10 protein-coding genes and 1 tRNA gene are annotated in these 16582 nt (G+C 41.6%); 10 read left to right on the top strand and 1 reads right to left on the bottom strand.

The annotated features are described in order from the left end of the window. Positions 1-152: 152 nt before the first annotated feature. From TH606_RS05950 to brxL, 5 genes are read left to right on the top strand one after another with little or no spacing between them, the layout of a single operon-like run. On the top strand, positions 153-2456 hold the full coding sequence (locus TH606_RS05950) for a phosphoadenosine phosphosulfate reductase domain-containing protein (protein ID WP_068542006.1): 2304 nt from the start codon (positions 153-155) through the stop codon (positions 2454-2456). Continuing rightward, positions 2434-3129 carry a hypothetical protein gene (locus TH606_RS05945; protein WP_068542005.1) on the top strand — a complete coding sequence of 232 codons (696 nt, stop codon included), beginning with the start codon at positions 2434-2436 and terminating at the stop codon, positions 3127-3129. Before TH606_RS05950 ends, TH606_RS05945 begins: the two co-directional genes overlap by 23 nt. A gap of 1 nt (position 3130) precedes the next feature. Next, positions 3131-7318 carry a hypothetical protein gene (locus tag TH606_RS05940; RefSeq protein WP_068542004.1) on the top strand — a complete coding sequence of 1396 codons (4188 nt, stop codon included), beginning with the start codon at positions 3131-3133 and terminating at the stop codon, positions 7316-7318. After that, the gene (pglZ, locus tag TH606_RS05935) at positions 7319-9559 is read left to right on the top strand and encodes a BREX-4 system phosphatase PglZ (RefSeq protein ID WP_068542003.1); all 2241 of its coding nucleotides are present in this window, start codon (positions 7319-7321) and stop codon (positions 9557-9559) included. Next, positions 9559-11010 (top strand): BREX system Lon protease-like protein BrxL, encoded by a 1452-nt coding sequence (gene brxL / locus TH606_RS05930; protein WP_082863544.1) that lies wholly within the window; start codon positions 9559-9561, stop codon positions 11008-11010. Before pglZ ends, brxL begins: the two co-directional genes overlap by 1 nt. Before the next feature lie 329 nt (positions 11011-11339). On the opposite strand, the gene TH606_RS05925 is transcribed toward brxL, so the two are convergent. Continuing rightward, a tRNA-Thr gene (locus tag TH606_RS05925) sits at positions 11340-11412 on the bottom strand. Positions 11413-11664: 252 nt separating this feature from the next. On the opposite strand from TH606_RS05925, the gene amrS reads away from it, so the two are divergent. The 5 genes from amrS to TH606_RS05900 all read left to right on the top strand — a co-directional run bounded on the left by amrS (position 11665) and on the right by TH606_RS05900 (position 16066). Beyond that, positions 11665-12681, top strand: a complete 1017-nt coding sequence (gene amrS / locus TH606_RS05920; protein ID WP_068542001.1) for an AmmeMemoRadiSam system radical SAM enzyme — start codon at positions 11665-11667, stop codon at positions 12679-12681. Beyond that, positions 12672-13673 (top strand): hydrogenase expression/formation protein HypE, encoded by a 1002-nt coding sequence (gene hypE, locus TH606_RS05915; protein WP_068542000.1) that lies wholly within the window; start codon positions 12672-12674, stop codon positions 13671-13673. The genes amrS and hypE overlap by 10 nt, the downstream gene beginning before the upstream one ends. A 71-nt stretch (positions 13674-13744) precedes the next feature. Continuing rightward, a complete protein-coding gene (gene tyrS, locus TH606_RS05910) occupies positions 13745-14953 on the top strand; it encodes a tyrosine--tRNA ligase (RefSeq protein ID WP_068541999.1) in 1209 nt (402 codons plus the stop codon). Positions 14954-15238: 285 nt separating this feature from the next. Beyond that, positions 15239-15634 (top strand): secondary thiamine-phosphate synthase enzyme YjbQ, encoded by a 396-nt coding sequence (locus TH606_RS05905; RefSeq protein ID WP_068541998.1) that lies wholly within the window; start codon positions 15239-15241, stop codon positions 15632-15634. A gap of 15 nt (positions 15635-15649) precedes the next feature. Beyond that, positions 15650-16066, top strand: coding sequence for a single-stranded DNA-binding protein (locus tag TH606_RS05900; RefSeq protein WP_068541997.1), 417 nt, complete (start codon positions 15650-15652; stop codon positions 16064-16066). Positions 16067-16582 lie beyond the last annotated feature (516 nt).

Here is a 16582-nt window from a genome sequence, read left to right as displayed (position 1 = left end):
GCGGACACAGTTGACGAAACACTATGTTTATTTGTGGTATAACAGAATACGAAGGAGATCTCCAAGAATACGGTGATTTCCATTTTTGTGAAAGCTGTAAAAGCTCACCGTAGCGGTTGTAAATAAAAGAATATTTTTTAAAAAAAGAACACATGTATAACCTTATCTGGGATGAAGAAACAGGAGGGATTCTTTTAACAGAAAAAGAAGGAGAAGGCCCTTCTCCTGAAATACGGCCGGTTTTTCGTGAAGAACTAGAATTATTGGGCCTTAACAAGGTATGGACTATCCCTGAGACAGAGGCCCCTCTTCTCTGGGCCTCTCCTGGCAAGGCCTACTTTTACCGTGGGCGTAAAGTGGCTGAAGTTCGTGGGGGTGGTTTTTATCAGAAACCACAAGTTACTGTCTTTGAAGAAGGCCTAGCTCTTTACCCTGTAGATGTGGCTAAAATGCTCAGACGAAATCGGGATTTTCTTCTTGACCTTACCCATAAAACCCTTGATTTTATTGCTGAAACTTATAGGAACTTTAGACCTCGCGTTCATATTACCTGTGTTTCTTTTAGCGGAGGTAAGGATTCCTGGGTTCTTCTTGATCTCGTCCAGCGTGTGCTGACTCCTAAAGATTATGTGGTTGTTTTTAACGACACAGACATGGAACTTTCCGCCACCTATGAATCTGTTAAAATGGCTCAGAAATATTATGAACACCTGAACTTTTTTACGGCGCGCTCCTCTCTTAAGGCCAGGGATTCCTGGAAGATTTTCGGGCCGCCGAGTCGCATTCAGCGCTGGTGCTGCGCAGTACACAAAAGTGTGCCCACCCTTATTTTACTACGCGAACTCTGTGGACAACCTGACTTTAAGGTCCTCCTTTTTGAAGGAGTGCGAGCTTTAGAAAGTGAGCGGCGTGCCAATTATCCACAGGTCTCGCCAGGAGCCAAGCATGAAAGGCAGATAAACGCAAGACCTGTTATTGCCTGGAGTGCGGTAGAAGTCTTCCTTTATCTCTTCTGGCGCAAGCTCCCTCTACACAAGGGCTATCGCTTTGGGCTTTCACGGGTAGGCTGTGTGGTCTGTCCCCTGGCTTCTACCTGGTCAACCTTTGTACAAGGGCAGGCTTTTCTCAAAGATTGTAAGCCTTTTCTGGATATTTTAAAAGATTACGCTTTAGCCTGTGGTAAAAAGGCCGAAAAAGAAATAAAAGAATTTATTAACTCACAGGCCTGGGGGGCACGAGCTGGAGGATGGTATTTAAAACAGGCCCATTTAATAAACATTAAAAATACTGCAGGTCTCGAAATTCTTTTCCCAGAAAAGGCTTATGGAAGGCTTAAAAGGTGGCTCAAGATTGCTGGCCACTTTGAAGAGCTAGGCCATGATAGATTCAGTCTAAAAACTAAAAAGGGTGAAGTTTACGGCACCTTAAAGAAAAAGGGACAAGATTTTTCACTTAAAATTGAAGAAGATAAAAATCTGGCTGGGCTAAAAGGGCTTTTAAAGGCGGCGGTTCAAAAAGCTGTTTTCTGTACAGGATGTCAGGCCTGTGAGGTGGAGTGCCCTTTCGGGGCTTTATTTTTTGATAATGGCCAGCTTTTTTGGAATAAGGATAGTTGCCGCCATTGTCTTAAGTGCTTCAGCTTTGCGGAAGGAGGCTGTTTTGTGGCTAAATCTTTAAATACTGCCTTAGAAAAACCAAAGCGTACACATGGCCTGGATAAATATTGGACTTTTGGTTTTCGTAAAGAATGGCTAAAAGAGTATCAAGAAAAAAGAGAAAAATTTTGGGATAACCATTCTCTGGGGCCAAGGCAAATTAAAGCTTTTCGCGCCTGGCTGCGAGATGCCGGCCTTATTGAGCGCCGAGCCCTGAAGCTTACCCCTCTAGGTGAACGCCTTATAGCTTTAGGGGCCGATGAGCCCCTTACCTGGGAGGTTATCTGGGTAAAGCTCTCCTATGGTTCGCCGCTTATACGCTGGTTTTTGGAAAAGGTTTCCTGGGGAGAAACCATTTCCAAGAAAGAGCTTGAAGAGCGCCTGGGAGAAGACATAGCCAAACGTACGCGTGAAAACGCCATTTCAGCCCTTTTGGGCCTCTTTGAAAATACTCCTTTGACAAAAATTTCCCAGGTAGAGAAGATCAAGAGAAAGCGCATTCTTTACAAACAGGGATTAAAAGAACTTACCCTTCCAGGGCTACTTTTTGCCCTTTTTAGCCTGGCGGAATTTCGTGGCCGCTACGAGTTTAGCTTTTCTGAGCTAATGGCCTTCAGCCCAGAGACTCCTTACGGGCTTTTTGGTCTTTCGCGTGAGAAGCTTTCAGCCCTTTTGCGGGCGGCTGCCACCAACTTTCCAGACTGGCTCAAGGTGGATCTGGTCTATGACCTTGAGGCCATTTATCTAGCTGAAGAGAAAAGCGCTGAGGCAGTACTGGATGACTTGGCAGGGATTTTATAAGCATCAAACTTTTGGCTTACGGAAGGAATGGTTAGCTCTCTGGCTTACACATCCTAAAGACTGGGAAGAAGTAGGGGGTCTTGGTCCACGGCAGGTAGATTCTCTGCGAGTTTGGCTTAAAACCACAGGTCTGTTGGATAAAGAGGGAAAGCCCACTCCCCTGGCGCAGGCGTTTAAAGAACAGGGCCTTGAAGAGCTAGCCCTTTGGGAAAAGCTCTGGGTAAATGTGGTTTTTAATTTTGCTACGGCGCGCTGGTATGTGTTGCGTTTAGGTAAAGGCTCGTGGAGTATAAGTGAGCTTTTAGAGAAACTCGCGGCAGACTTTCCACATTATAAGCGTCGCACCTTGAAAAACGGCCTTCAGGAACTGGTAGGTCTTTTAGAAAGAACACCAGTGGGGAAAGAGCTTCAGCAAGGTAAAGTAGAAAGAAAAGGCAGACAGAGGGAAATTTCTCGAGAAGGCTACCCTTACCTTTCAGAAGAAGCTGTAAAGCTTGCTCTCCAACGCTTAAATAAGGAAACAGGAAGAGACAGATTCCGTTTGGACGAAGAGCTTCCTTTCCCCTGGATTATATTTGGCGGAAAGCCCAAAGACCTTTTCCGTCAGCTAATGGCCAACGGCAGGCCGCTTTTTTCTTTGGATGGAGAAACTTTTTCGTTGAAGGAGCTTTAACATGTGGCGTTATCGTGATTTTCTACGAATAAGAAAAGACTTTACAGATGTTTATACCCAAGAAGAAGACACCAAGAGCCCCAAGGCCTGGCAGGCCTTTATCCCACATAAGACCTTTAGAGATCTCTTTCAAGCCGTGTTGGCGGCCGGACGCCGAGAAAAGAATGCTAAACCAGTCTGGATATACGGCCCGTACGGCACGGGAAAGACTTACGCCTGTTTCGTGATCAAGCATCTTTTAGAAGACAGCCTTGAAGAATCTTTGGATTATCTCAGAAGACATCCTATTCTGCGAGATCTGGCTGAAGATTTCCAGGCCCTTCGCCAGCAAGGACACTGGCTGGTAGCTTATAAATCTTCTGCTTCGTTTGTTACCTCCTCGGGTATATTTTTGCAAACTATTCAGGAAGGAGTGAAACAAGCTCTTATAGATAGAGGATTTAAAGTTCCCAGAACACATAGGGAGCAGATATATTCGTATTTTGAAGAACGCCCTGCCTATTTTTCAGACTTTTTTGAGCGCTACCAGGACGAAATGTTCGCAAGCTTTGAATCTAAAGAGTCTTTGTTAAATTACCTTAAGTCTTATTCAGGTGAAGACAGCTTTGTCTTGCTGGAAAAAATTCAAGAACTCCTTGAAAATGACCATATTTTGCTCCACGCCTCACCTGAAGATATTAAATCCTGGCTTAAGGAATGTATTGAGGAAAATAGTCTGGCGGGTATCTGGTTTATCTGGGACGAATTTACTGACTTTTTCCGTCCTAATGCACCCTTTGGAGACTTTCAAGAACTGGCTCACGCGGCCAAAGAAATTCCTTTTTACCTACTGCCCGTCACTCATGTTACCCCGCAAACAATAAGACAACGGGCGGCCCTTGACGAAAAAACAGCCGAAAAACTTTTTGATCGTTTTAAGAGAATCCATTTCACTCTTGAGCCTGTTACTGCCTACGAACTGGCTGGACCAAGCATTGAAGTTCTTCCTGGAAAAGAAGAAGAGGCAACTAGCAAGTGCGAGTCATTTTGGACCACCTTAACGGAAACAGTAGCCAGGCTGGTGGCTGAAGAAGAAGGGGTAAGAGAAGAACATCTTAAAAGACTATGGCCTCTTCATCCTTATACAGCTTATCTTCTGGCTTCTATTGCCAGACAACACAGTTCAAGTCAAAGGAGTCTTTTTAAGTTTTTAAAAGACGAAGAACACGGTCTTGCCTGGTTTATTGAACATTGTCCTGAGACAGAAGAAGGTCCTTTTTGGCTCCTTGCAGACAAACTCTGGGATTATTTCTTTGCTGAAGGAGCCCTTGAGGAATTGCCAGAAGACATAAGAAGCCTTGTTTCCTTTGTAGAGTCTTCTTTGCCCAAAATTGATAATATAGAAGCCCAAAACACCTTTAAAATTGTTATGCTTCAAAACGTTCTCCATCGTCTAAACCCTGTTGATCTTCTGCGCCCAGATAAAACAAATTTAAGGTTGGCCTTGCTCTCGGATTTATACGAAAAGGCTCTAGAGCATTTAAGAAAACTCCAGGAGCAGAGGCTGGTAAATATTTCACAACGCAGTGGTGGCCAGGAAGAATATCTGGTGCCTCTTTTTGGTTATGACCCAGGTGTAATTGGTAAACTAAAAAAGGAAATTAAACGCTCCTGGCCTTACGAACGAGTGGTGCGAGAGCGGCTGGCTAGTGTCATTGAAGAACGCATTTATTTTGAAGAACACTTAAAGCCTCGTTTTAAACTCAATGTCCTTTCGTGGACAGAATTTATAACCAAGGCTTCTTCTTTAGAGTCAAAAGCTGAGCCCTACCAGGTGCTTGTAATGGGAGTGGTTGCAGTATCAGAAGAAGAACGACTCAAAGTCCTGGAAAAGGTCCGTCAGATAGCCCCAAATTTTGAACGAACAATCTTTTTGGTTTTAAGGCCACCCTTTAGCGAGAAAGAATATGAAAATTGGTTAGAACACCGGGCCAAGGAAACCTATGCTAAAGAGAAGGGAGATAGTCGAAATACCCAATATCACCAGCGAGAAGCAGAAAATATTGAAAAAGACTGGGCTGAAAAGACGAGTTATCACGATTTTGAAATGATCTGGAAGAACAGAGAAGAACCTGGCAGATGGCTCCCAACGTTTAAAGAATTTTTGGCTGAAGTGGTGCAAAAGCTATTTCCTTACGGGCCAGAAAAAATCTGTACCCAGCCAGCTACACTTTATACAAGATTCCAGGACCTTAAAAAACCTTTAGACATAGGGTTAGGTCTCAGAAAAATCGATAATCAGTATAGACAATTTCTGGAAAGACTTGAAATATTGAGCCCTCAAGAAGATAGTGTCATCGGTAAAATAAAATCCCAAATTGAAAAAAAGATTAAAAAAGAAGGCCGCCTAAATCTGACAGACTTGTATTATGAGGAACTTCAACACCCTCCTTTTGGACTCCATCCTTCTTCAGCGGGAAAACTGGTATTGGCTTATGCCTTAAGAGATTTCGCTAAACCCCCTTATTATCTCTGGGATGAAACTCGTAGTTCAACAGCTAGTCCTGAAGCACTAAGGGAAGGCCTAATCAAAATTTTTAAGAACAAAACTTCTTATTATCTCTGTGCTTCATCTCCAGAGGCAGAAAAATTGGCTAAAAGCCTTAAGAAGGCCTTTCATCTTGAAGGGCCAAACTATCTGGAAAGTTTGCGTAATCGTATTAGAGACAAAGTGAAAGACCTAAATTACCCACTATTTTCCTTTAAATATGTAAACTTTTATACCAATCTTAAGGATCTTATTGATGCTGGAGAGGAAAATAAGGCCTGGTATAAATTTCTTGATTTAATCCATCTCTGGATAATTAGTGAAGAGCAGGTATCTGACTTCAGAGTTCCTTCGGATTTAACTCTTTCGCGAATAATTGAAATTGAAACTGATGACTTGCCGTTAGAAAAGGTTCTGGCTGGTATATATATTATTGAAAGAGAGTATAACTTTTCGGAAAGAATAGCTCAAATTTTCAAAGAAAAAGTAGCTGAAGGATCCTTTAAACGATTTATTAAACAAAAGTTTCCACCACTTGCAGAATATATAGAAAAACATAACTTACCAATTTCTCTCGTTAAAGAACATTTACGCAGACTCATGCCTGAAGAACTGTTTTACTGGAAAGAAAAAGATGTAGAAAATCTTCTAACAGAAGTTTTGGCAGAACTAAAAATAGCTCAATCATTAAGAAAGATAACTTCTTATTACGAAGGTGAAATTTTTACTGACATGATTGATTATTTTAGAGAAAAGTTCTTACCAGAAAGGATAAAAGTTAATCTTTTCTTTCTAGCCAGAGAAATAGGGACAGATTTAAGGCAAACCTTAGAAAGGCTAGCAAAGCTAGCAAAAGATAGAAACTTATCTGCTGAAGAAAAGATTAGGTTAGCTGACGAACTGGAAAATAAAGAAACGGAAATTACAAATACACTAAAGAACACTATTAACTTCCTTGAAAAATGGATAAAACGAGAGCTTCATCAAAAGATATCTTCTAGAGAACTAAATGAATTGCTTGAAGAACTGAAAGGTTTACTTTTTGAAACAGATGTGAACACTTTTGAAAATAAACTTAAAGAGAAATGTACTCGCTTAGAATGTGTAAAAATTTTCAGACAACTAAAAAAATATTGGGAGGAGCTTACCAATTCTTCTTCACCAAGAGACTGGAGTGAAAAGCATAATCTACCAGTTCACTGGTTACTTGAGGGAAAAAATTTTGAAAGGCTTATAGTAATTCTTAATAGTCCTTCGGTAAGTGATTATTCTGAAAAAGAATTAAACAGCTTTCTTAGTTTTATAGAAAAACATAAAGAAAAATTACAAGAATTGACTAATCTTCAAAAAATAGAGAAAACTCTCTTACAAAGACTTTTAAATGTAGATGAGGAAACTTTAACAGTACTTCCAAAGGACTTCGCTAAAAACTTAGCCAAAGAACTTAAAAAAGAAATAAAAATGCCAGTTGTTGACTGGATATATCATGAAAATCATTTACGAGAGATAGCTCGCAAATTCTTTTACAAAGAATATGTCAAGGTAAAGCAAGAATTAGCTAATAAATTAAAAAATATCTCTCCTGAAAAGAGCCAAAAAATTTTACTTTCTTTGGTAGAAGATCCGGAAGCTGGACTAAAAATATTGGCCAGGCTAAATTAAATGTTAACTTTTTACAAACTTGAAGACCTTAAAGAAGAACTGGAAAAGGAATTAAAAGCTAAACATCGCTTTCCTGCTATTTTTTTGATTTTTAAAAACCAACTATCCTTTAAGAAAATTTTGGATTTTTTACAAATAAAAACAGAAGTCTTAACTTTAAATCAATTTTGCCAGGGAGAAGATCTAGCTCCACATTTAACGCTTGAGGGAATAAAAAGCTTTATATCTTCTAAAGGTCCTTTAACTATTATTCCTTTTTGTGCCTGGCTTCGTTTAGGTTTAGGAGCCCCAGAAGTTTTATTGAAAAGATTAGCCGACCTCCAATCAAAAAATCTTCCACGCCTAGTAGTACCTCTGCTTGATTATGAAGAAACGATTTCTTCTCTTTTACAGGAGCTTTCTCGTCTGTCTAGAAATGAAGGAGCAAAAGTTTTTAAGCTTGAAGAAAAAACTGATGAATTTAAACTGTTTGTTTCGCCGCCTATTGAAGGCTTTAAACCTCTAAATAAAAAAATTGTTAATGGTTTAAAGAATTACTTTAAATACTGGACAACAAAAGAAGTTTCCAACAATATTTGGCTATTTACTAAAAAATTCAAAGGAATAAAACCAAACAATACGATAAAGGTTTTTGCTTCTCCGAAGGAAATAATAGCCTACTTTAATAAAAATATTGAAGTGCTTCCTGAATGGCCTGATGAATTTTGGCTAAAACTACTAAAGTTAATAAATAAGTGCCAGACTTATTACTTAGATGAAATTATTAAAAAATTTTTCAAAGTAGAAAACTTAATTCCTCAAAAACTCATTGAGAAAATAGAAGCTGAAGAAGACTTTGGAAAATATTTACTTATTTTCTGGGCTAAAAACAAGAATCAAGATCAAGACGATATTTGGCTTGGGATACTAGCTTCTTGCCATCAGCCTGATGAAATTGGAGAAAGATTATATTGTGCACCTCTGGAACTCTCTTTTGACCTAGATTTTCTTAAAAAACGTAAAACTATATTAAAAAAACTAAAGTTTTCTCCTTCTAATCCAGAAAAGCGTCTATCTGAAGATTATTATAGAAATTTGGCGGTACTTACTGATCTTACGCATCAGGAAAAACTCCTGACCATAAACTTTTTGGAGAAGATCATAACTAAAGAGGAATTTTTTCAAAAAATAAAAGAAGTTTTAAAAATAAACTATCCTTTACTAGCTTATTACTTTGAAGATATAGAGATTGAAGGAAAGAAATATTTTTCTACTTATCGTAAGGCCAAAGTAAACAATAAATATCCTCATGAATGGCCAGAAATTAAGGTAGAAAGCTTTCCTAGCCGGGAAAACGTTTTAGAAAAGCTAAAAGTTCCACCCGAACGGCAAGTCTGGATTGATGGCCTGGGAGGAGAGTGGCTGGGTGTTTTTTATCGTCTTATAAGTCTTACTGGTAAGAAGTTTCACATTAAGCTTGCCAGAGCCAACCTTCCTACTATTACAGAAACTAATAAACCGCCTCAAGGAGCTCTTTTCTTGCGAGATCTGGATAATACAGGACATGATTATCTGAACAACTCTCAAGAATACCTTTTAAAAGAATTGGATGTCCTACAAAAATTATGGCAAGAGATAATTGTTCCTCTTTTGAGTGAAAATAAAAGTCTGGTGATTACCGCTGACCACGGTTTAACCTGGAAGGGTTTTCACTCTCAACTTATTGATTTACCAAAGGGGGCTAAAGACCCGCATCGCGGAGGGCGCGTGGCCCATATTGAATATCTTTCCGAAGAAATTACTACCAGCGATTTCTGGAAAACCGACAAAGAAGACAAATATGTGTGCCTTAAAAGGCATGGTTTGTTTAAAGGGGCGAAGAGAACTTCTTACGGTGAAGGACATGGTGGAGCTTTACCTGAAGAGGTTTTGGTGCCCATCATAGAAATTCTACCTGAAACAATAGAGGACTTTGTTTTTGAACTCATAACCAGGCAATGTCAGAAAAATACCAAAGGCGAAATTACTCTAGAGGTAAAAATAACCCCTGAGCCCAGACAGAAAATAAAAGCTCTCCTAAGGAAAAAGGAGCTAATTAAAGAAATAGAACTAAAAAGGGTAGGAAATAGTTATAAAGCCCTAATAACAAATATTCCAGAAGGAAAATACGAGATTGAACTTTTAATAGGACAACAGAAAGCAAAAAAAGATTTTCTGGAAGTTTTACCAGCACCATTTACTGAAGAAGACCTGGGGTTATAATGATGGAAGAAAAATTAAAGGATATTTTTGCTGATACAGTAGTTTTCAAAGATCCTCGCCGTAACAAAGATATAGCCAACCAGGGAATCCCGAGCTTTTTAAGAGATTGGTTAATAAAAAAATTTTCCGACGATAAAGGTGAAGTAAATTGGGAGACCCTACAAAGTTTTATTCAAAAGCACCTTCCACCAAAAACCGCCTGGGAAAGCCTTAAACAGGCTATGGCTCAAGAATATCAGCGTGTAAAAATACTGGCCAAAGTTCGGCTGGAATTAGATGTCCCTACAGGAGAAATGTTATTTTCTTTACCAGACTTTGGTTTCCCTTCGCGAAAGTATGAAGCCATTGTAGATCCCTTTTTGGCTAAAGAAAAACGAGATCTGCTTTTAGAGAATCCAGAAGTATGGGGAGTGATAGAGCTTGAGTGGCGTCTTTACGCACCTCAAGGTAAAAAAGAGCAGGGCACCATTTTTATGACCGACTTCAAGCCTTTTCGGCCTTATCGCGTAGAACTCAGATATTTTCAGGAAGCTTCAGCTAAATTTTCTTTTGAAGAGTGGATTGATGTTCTACTAGGAGCCATTGATTATAACCCCCAGGGTTTTGCAAGCCTTCCTCAAAAATTTCTTTTTCTGGCTCGTCTTATACCTTTTGTAGAAAAAAGGGCAAATCTAATAGAACTGGCCCCTAAAGGTACAGGAAAATCTTATTTATTTTCTCAAATAAGTAAATATGGCTGGCTTATTAGCGGAGGAAGTATTACCAGAGCCCGTCTTTTTTACGATATTCAGAAAAGACAGCCTGGATTAATTGCTCGCTATGATTACATAGCTTTAGACGAAATACAAAGCATAAGTTTTCCTGACAAAGAAGAAATAAGGGGTGCCCTTAAGGGTTACCTTGAAAGTGGTGAATTCCGGGTGGGAACTTATCACGGAACTGCACAAGCAGGCTTTATTCTCTTGGGAAATATAAGACAAGAATTGATGGATGTTTATCAAAATATGTTTCAAGAGTTGCCTCAGGTATTTCACGAGTCAGCTCTTCTTGACCGTTTTCACGGGTTTATTAAAGGATGGGAGCTTCCCCGGATGAAAGAGAATCTTAAAGCTTTTGGCTGGGCTCTTAACACCGAATATTTCTCTGAAATCATGCATCTTTTACGGAGTGATGTTAGATACTTAGCCCTTGTAGATGAGTTACTAGACTATTCTCCCACAGCTGATACTCGCGATATCACCGCTATTAAAAAAATTACTACGGGCTTTTTAAAGCTTTTGATGCCTTACGCACCTCTTAAACCAGAAAGTATAAACCGTGATTTATTCCGTAAATATTGCTTGGAGCCAGCTATTAAAATGCGCGGTATTATAAGGCGGCAATTGAATATTATAGATGGTAAGGAATACAAACCGGATCTTCCTGAAATTTCTGTTATTCGTACTTCTTGAACCAATTAAGACATATTTGTCAATGCAAGTAGTGATTACATGATAAAAATGAACCACCTCGGGTTATTCAGGCCTGACCTAACTCCGGAGTTTGACAGTTAATAGGCACACAAAATACCGCTATCCTTTGATACACAAGCATTATAGAAGATTACTAGAATCCTGGCGTGAGTACTTCCTCAGCGGCAAAGGGTTTCAGGAGTTCCACAGATTTTTATATTCGGCAAACTCGGGGTGGTTCACCTCAATCGTTTTTTTCGTTTTCGCTGCCGGGAGGGAAAGCTGGATCATAGAGAAAAGCGCTTTTCTAAAACTCTTGATTTTATTTAAGCCGGCGAGGGGACTTGAACCCCTGACCTGCGGATTACGAATCCGCTGCTCTACCAGCTGAGCTACGCCGGCTAAGATCTATAGCTTTCAACAAAATAACACTTATGTTTCTCTATTTCAATAAATGAAGTGAAGGGAGAGCCATGCTTAAGAGATTGCTTCGCTTGCCATTGGCTCGCTTGCAATGACAACCCAAATTATCATCTGTTTTACGCTCTCATTAATAACTTTATTGAGTTTTTTAAGCTTCAAAGTCTATTTTTTCCGGTTTACAAAAGCTGTTTAATGTCTAACTTGAAAATAAAGGAGCGAGGAGGGGGATATATGCGTGAAGCCATTCTTTACGAAAAACTTCCTGATAAAAGCGTAAAATGTAATCTCTGTAATCATCACTGTCATATTCAGCCCGGTAAATACGGAATATGCCACGTGCGCTTGAATGAAAACGGCGTTCTTTACACCTTAGTTTATGGGAAAATAATTGCTAAACACGTGGACCCTATAGAAAAGAAACCCCTTTTTCACTTTTTGCCAGGCTCAAGGAGTTTTTCTATTGGCACCGTAGGCTGTAATTTCCAGTGTGACTTCTGCCAGAATTATGAAATTTCACAATACCCACGCCTGGAAGGCAAGGTTGTTGGTGAAACAGCCACCCCTGAAGGGGTGGTAGAAGCGGCTCTGGCAACAGCCTGTCAGACGATTTCATACACCTACAATGAACCCACCATCTTTTTTGAGTTTGCTCTTGATTGTGCCAGATTGGCCTCTCAAAAAGGACTCAAAAACGTTTTTGTTTCAAATGGTTACATGACTAAAGAAGCCCTTGATTTGATTTATCCAGACTTACACGCGGCCAATATTGATCTTAAGGCCTTTCGAGACGAATTTTATCGCAAGCATTGTAAAGCCCGCCTGGCTCCAGTACTTGAAACTTTAAAGCACTTGAAAAGCCAGGGTGTATGGCTGGAAGTTACTACGCTGATTATCCCTGGAGAAAATGATGATCCTGCTGAACTAAAAGACATTGCCTGTTTTATAAGAGATGAGCTTGGGTCAGAGACTCCCTGGCATGTAACCCGTTTTTATCCTACTTATAAGCTTCTTACCAGGCCACCTACTCCAGTTGAAACCTTAAAGACGGCCTATGAGATTGGCAAAAAGGAAGGATTGAAGTATGTATATACGGGAAATGTGCCAGGTCTTGAGGCTGAAAATACTTATTGCTGGCACTGTGGAGAACTTCTCATTGAGCGCTACGGCTTTATGATACACGGCTTTAAAATAACTCCTGAAGGAACCTGCCCTTCCTGCGGAGCAAAAATAGACGGCGTATGGGAATAGACGAAATTATCCTTTTAGAACATGGAAGCGGGGGCAAGGCCTCACAAAGGCTTCTTGAAGAGGTCTTCTGGCCTCATTTTAGGGAAGTACCCATGCTTGACGCTGCTATGCTTACCCTTTCCAGGGAAAGGCTTGCTTTTACTACGGATAGCTTCGTAGTTGACCCAATCTTTTTCCCTGGAGGGGATATAGGGTCCCTTGCGGTGCACGGCACAGTTAATGACCTTGCTATGGTGGGGGCCAGACCCCTTTATCTTTCAGCCGCTTTTATCCTGGAAGAAGGGCTACCACTGGCTGATTTGAAACAGGTAGTAGCTTCTATGGCCCGGGCTGCTCTGAAGGCCGGGGTAAAAATCATTTGTGGTGATACCAAAGTTGTTCCCCGGGGCAAGGGAGATAAAATTTTTATAAACACCAGTGGTTTGGGGCTAATCCCCGAAGGGATAAAACTTTTGCCTGAAAACATCAGCCCAGGAGATAGAATTCTGGTCTCAGGTCCCATTGCTGATCACGGCCTTACCATTTTGGCTTCACGAGAAAATTTAGGCCTTGAAGGCCTTGAAAGCGATTCTCAGGCCTTAAACCACGTGGTTTTTGAGTTGTTGTCTCAATTTCCTGCTGAGATAAAGGCCCTGCGTGACCCCACCAGAGGGGGCCTGGCTTCAGTGCTTCATGAATTTTGTGAGGCGGCTCAAGTGGGGATTTTTCTTGAAGAAGAAGCTATCCCCATAAGGCCGCAGGTAAAAGCTGGTTCTGAGATTCTTGGCCTTGACCCACTTTACCTTGCCTGTGAAGGGCGCTTTGTTCTGGCATGTGAACCAGGAGCTGCTGAAGAAATTAAGGCTTTTTTGCAAGGATTTCCTGAAACCCGGGAAACAGCCGTAATTGGAGAAGTTCTTTCTGAGCCCAAAGGCCTTTATCTTAAAACAATTTATGGCGGAACACGCCCGGTGCCGCCTTTAAGCGGTGAACCTTTGCCGCGGATTTGTTAAATCCTTGCAAGTCATCTAGCTTGCGCTATGTTTTTAACCTAATTTTTTAGCAGGAGGAAACTGTGCCCAGGATGACACCTGAAGAGCAACTTGCTTATCTGAAACGTGGTACCGTAGATATTATAGATGAAAAAGAATTGCTTGAAAAACTCAAGCGTGCGGAAAAAACAGGTAAACCTCTCAAAATAAAGGCCGGGTTTGACCCTACTGCCCCTGACCTGCATTTAGGGCACACTGTGCTTTTGCGCAAGATGCGCCATTTTCAGGACCTTGGCCATGAAGTTTATTTTCTCATCGGTGATTTTACCGCTATGATTGGTGACCCTTCAGGCCGTTCAGAAACAAGGCCTCCGCTTTCTAGGGAACAGGTTTTAGAAAATGCCAAAACCTATGAGGCCCAGGTATTTAAAATTCTTGATCCAGAAAAGACCAGAGTGGTCTTCAATAGTCAGTGGATGTCTAAATTCACCGCGGAAGACTTCATTCGGCTTTGTGCTAAATATACCGTGGCTCGTATGCTTGAGCGGGAAGATTTTAAAAAACGTTTTGAGTCTCATCGCCCCATTGCTATTCACGAACTGATTTACCCTTTGATTCAGGCTTATGATTCGGTAGCCCTGGAAGCTGATGTTGAGCTTGGCGGCACAGACCAGCTCTTTAATCTTCTGGTTGGGCGGGATATTCAGCGGGAGTATGGCCAGGAGCCCCAGGTAGTGATGACTGTACCAATTCTTGAGGGGCTTGATGGCGTTCAGAAAATGAGTAAATCCCTTGGTAATTATATTGGCATTACTGAACCTCCTCAGGAAATGTTCGGCAAAGTCATGTCTATAAGTGATGAACTCATGTGGCGTTACTACGAATTATTGACCGATATCCCCCTGGAACAAATTGCCAAATGGAAGGAAGAAGCTTCTTCAGGCAGGGTTAATCCTAAAGACTTGAAAGTTAAACTTGCCAAAATAATTGTAGCCCAATTTCACTCAGAAGAAGCGGCGGAAAAAGCCGCCCAGGAGTTTGAAAAGGTCTTTGCCAAAGGCGGGCTCCCTGAAGATATCCCTCAGGTAGAAGTAGAGTCTGGAAATATCTGGCTTCCTCGGTTTTTAAAAGAACACGGCCTTGCTAAAAGCACTTCTGAGGCGAGACGGCTTATTTCCCAGGGGGGGGTGCACCTTGACGGTCAAAAGGTGCAAGAAGAAGATATTACTTTAAAAAACGGCCAGGATTATGTTTTACGCGTGGGGAAGAAGCGGTTCTTAAAAATAGTGGTAAAACCTTAAAAGACTAAAATCCGTCGTAAATTTTAGACATAGATTGAGATCGCCACGGCGACGGTGTCGCCTCGGAGAGGGATTGCTTCGCCACTTCGTGGTTCACAATGACGGAAGCAGGGGCTTGCGAAGACGAGGTAGAGAGAGTTGTTTTCAATGTACCCGTTGGTCATGCGAGGAGCATATTCCCCTGTTGTCACTGCGAGGAGATCACTCACTTCGCTCGGGACAGGCGAAGCAGTTTCAGAAAATATTTTGCAAAGATCTCTTGCAATCCTCAGAAGGGGGTTCACCATGATAAAAACCATTACCATTAAAACCAACCGACAAACAGAACTAGTTGATATTACTGATAAAGTAGCCCCTCTGGTTACCGGGGTAGAAAGTGGCATTTGTTTTCTTTATTGTCCGCACACCACCGGTGGCATTGTAATCAACGAAGGGGCAGATCCTGCGGTAGCTGATGATGTAATCTCGGTTTTGAATCATTTCGTGCCCTGGAAGTTTTCCTATAAACATCTAGAAGGTAATTCTCCAGCTCACGTAAAGGCTGTTTTAACTGGCCCGGGGACTTTTGTTTTTGTGGAAAATGGTAAACTCGCCCTTGGTACCTGGCAGCGCATATTTTTTGCCGAATACGACGGGCCGCGTACCCGCAAAATTTATGTTAAAGTTATGGAGGACAAATAATTTAGGGAGAGTTCTATGAGTGTAAACAAGGTAATTCTTATTGGCCGCCTCGGGGCAGACCCTGAAATTCGCTATACCGCTGATGGCCAGCCGGTGGCCACTTTCAGGTTGGCTACCTCAGAACGCTGGACGGATAAAAATGGCCAGCGCCAGGAAAGAACTGAATGGCATCGTATTGTGGCCTTTGGCAAGCTGGCTGAAATTTGTGGTGAGTACCTTTCTAAAGGTCGCCAGGTTTATATAGAAGGGAGACTTCAGACTCGCTCTTATGAAGACCGAGATGGCATTAAGCGCTACGTTACAGAGATTGTCGCGCAGAATATGCAAATGCTTGGCCGCCGTGATGAAGTCTCTTCGGAGCCATCAGCTCCTGGAACTGGAACAACAGACTTTATCGACGAACCACCACCTGAAGAAGATTTACCTTTCTAGAAAAGGCTAAACTTTTATATTTTCACGCTGGCAAGCAGGCTTTTGGATACAGTTTATTAATCCCGGACATAATAGAACTTTGGCTATGTCATGGCGAGCGGAGCGAAGCAATCTTTGTTGCAAGGCACTATCGGTGCCGCGGCGATCTGGTAGGTCACTTCGTCGCGCTTTGCGCTCCTCGTAATGACCCGGTAGGTCACTTCGTCGCGCTTTGCGCTCCTCGCAATGACCCGGTAGAGCTCGTCGGCTCTACGGCCTTCTCGCAGTAACACGGCTCAGACATTGAAAGGCCGTCAGAGGCCGAAGCGATCTCAACCCGGCAATCTCTGAGACTGCTTCGTCGGTCTTACGGCCTCCTTGCAGTGACAAATAGGGGGAGTCATTGCGAGCCACACCGTGGCGAAGCAATCTCGGGCAAAACAATCCCTCCTGAGTGCCAGTTAAGGGATATAAGATTCGCCACGGCGACTATTGCTTTGCGATGGAACTCTGTATTCAAGAACAGATAAAAGTGGC

The sequence above is a fragment of the Thermodesulfatator autotrophicus genome, assembly GCF_001642325.1.
GTDB classification, from domain to species: Bacteria; Desulfobacterota; Thermodesulfobacteria; order Thermodesulfobacteriales; family Thermodesulfatatoraceae; genus Thermodesulfatator; species Thermodesulfatator autotrophicus.
This window is presented reverse-complemented; position numbering and strand designations above follow the sequence as displayed.

What these genes read in the sequence shown, in the direction of transcription:
- TH606_RS05950 (WP_068542006.1), top strand. Translation starts at nt 153, where the DNA reads ATGTATAACCTTATCTGGGATGAAGAAACAGGAGGGATTCTTTTAACA.
- TH606_RS05945 (WP_068542005.1), top strand. Translation starts at nt 2,434, where the DNA reads ATGACTTGGCAGGGATTTTATAAGCATCAAACTTTTGGCTTACGGAAG.
- TH606_RS05940 (WP_068542004.1), top strand. Translation starts at nt 3,131, where the DNA reads ATGTGGCGTTATCGTGATTTTCTACGAATAAGAAAAGACTTTACAGAT.
- pglZ (WP_068542003.1), top strand. Translation starts at nt 7,319, where the DNA reads ATGTTAACTTTTTACAAACTTGAAGACCTTAAAGAAGAACTGGAAAAG.
- brxL (WP_082863544.1), top strand. Translation starts at nt 9,559, where the DNA reads ATGATGGAAGAAAAATTAAAGGATATTTTTGCTGATACAGTAGTTTTC.
- amrS (WP_068542001.1), top strand. Translation starts at nt 11,665, where the DNA reads ATGCGTGAAGCCATTCTTTACGAAAAACTTCCTGATAAAAGCGTAAAA.
- hypE (WP_068542000.1), top strand. Translation starts at nt 12,672, where the DNA reads ATGGGAATAGACGAAATTATCCTTTTAGAACATGGAAGCGGGGGCAAG.
- tyrS (WP_068541999.1), top strand. Translation starts at nt 13,745, where the DNA reads ATGACACCTGAAGAGCAACTTGCTTATCTGAAACGTGGTACCGTAGAT.
- TH606_RS05905 (WP_068541998.1), top strand. Translation starts at nt 15,239, where the DNA reads ATGATAAAAACCATTACCATTAAAACCAACCGACAAACAGAACTAGTT.
- TH606_RS05900 (WP_068541997.1), top strand. Translation starts at nt 15,650, where the DNA reads ATGAGTGTAAACAAGGTAATTCTTATTGGCCGCCTCGGGGCAGACCCT.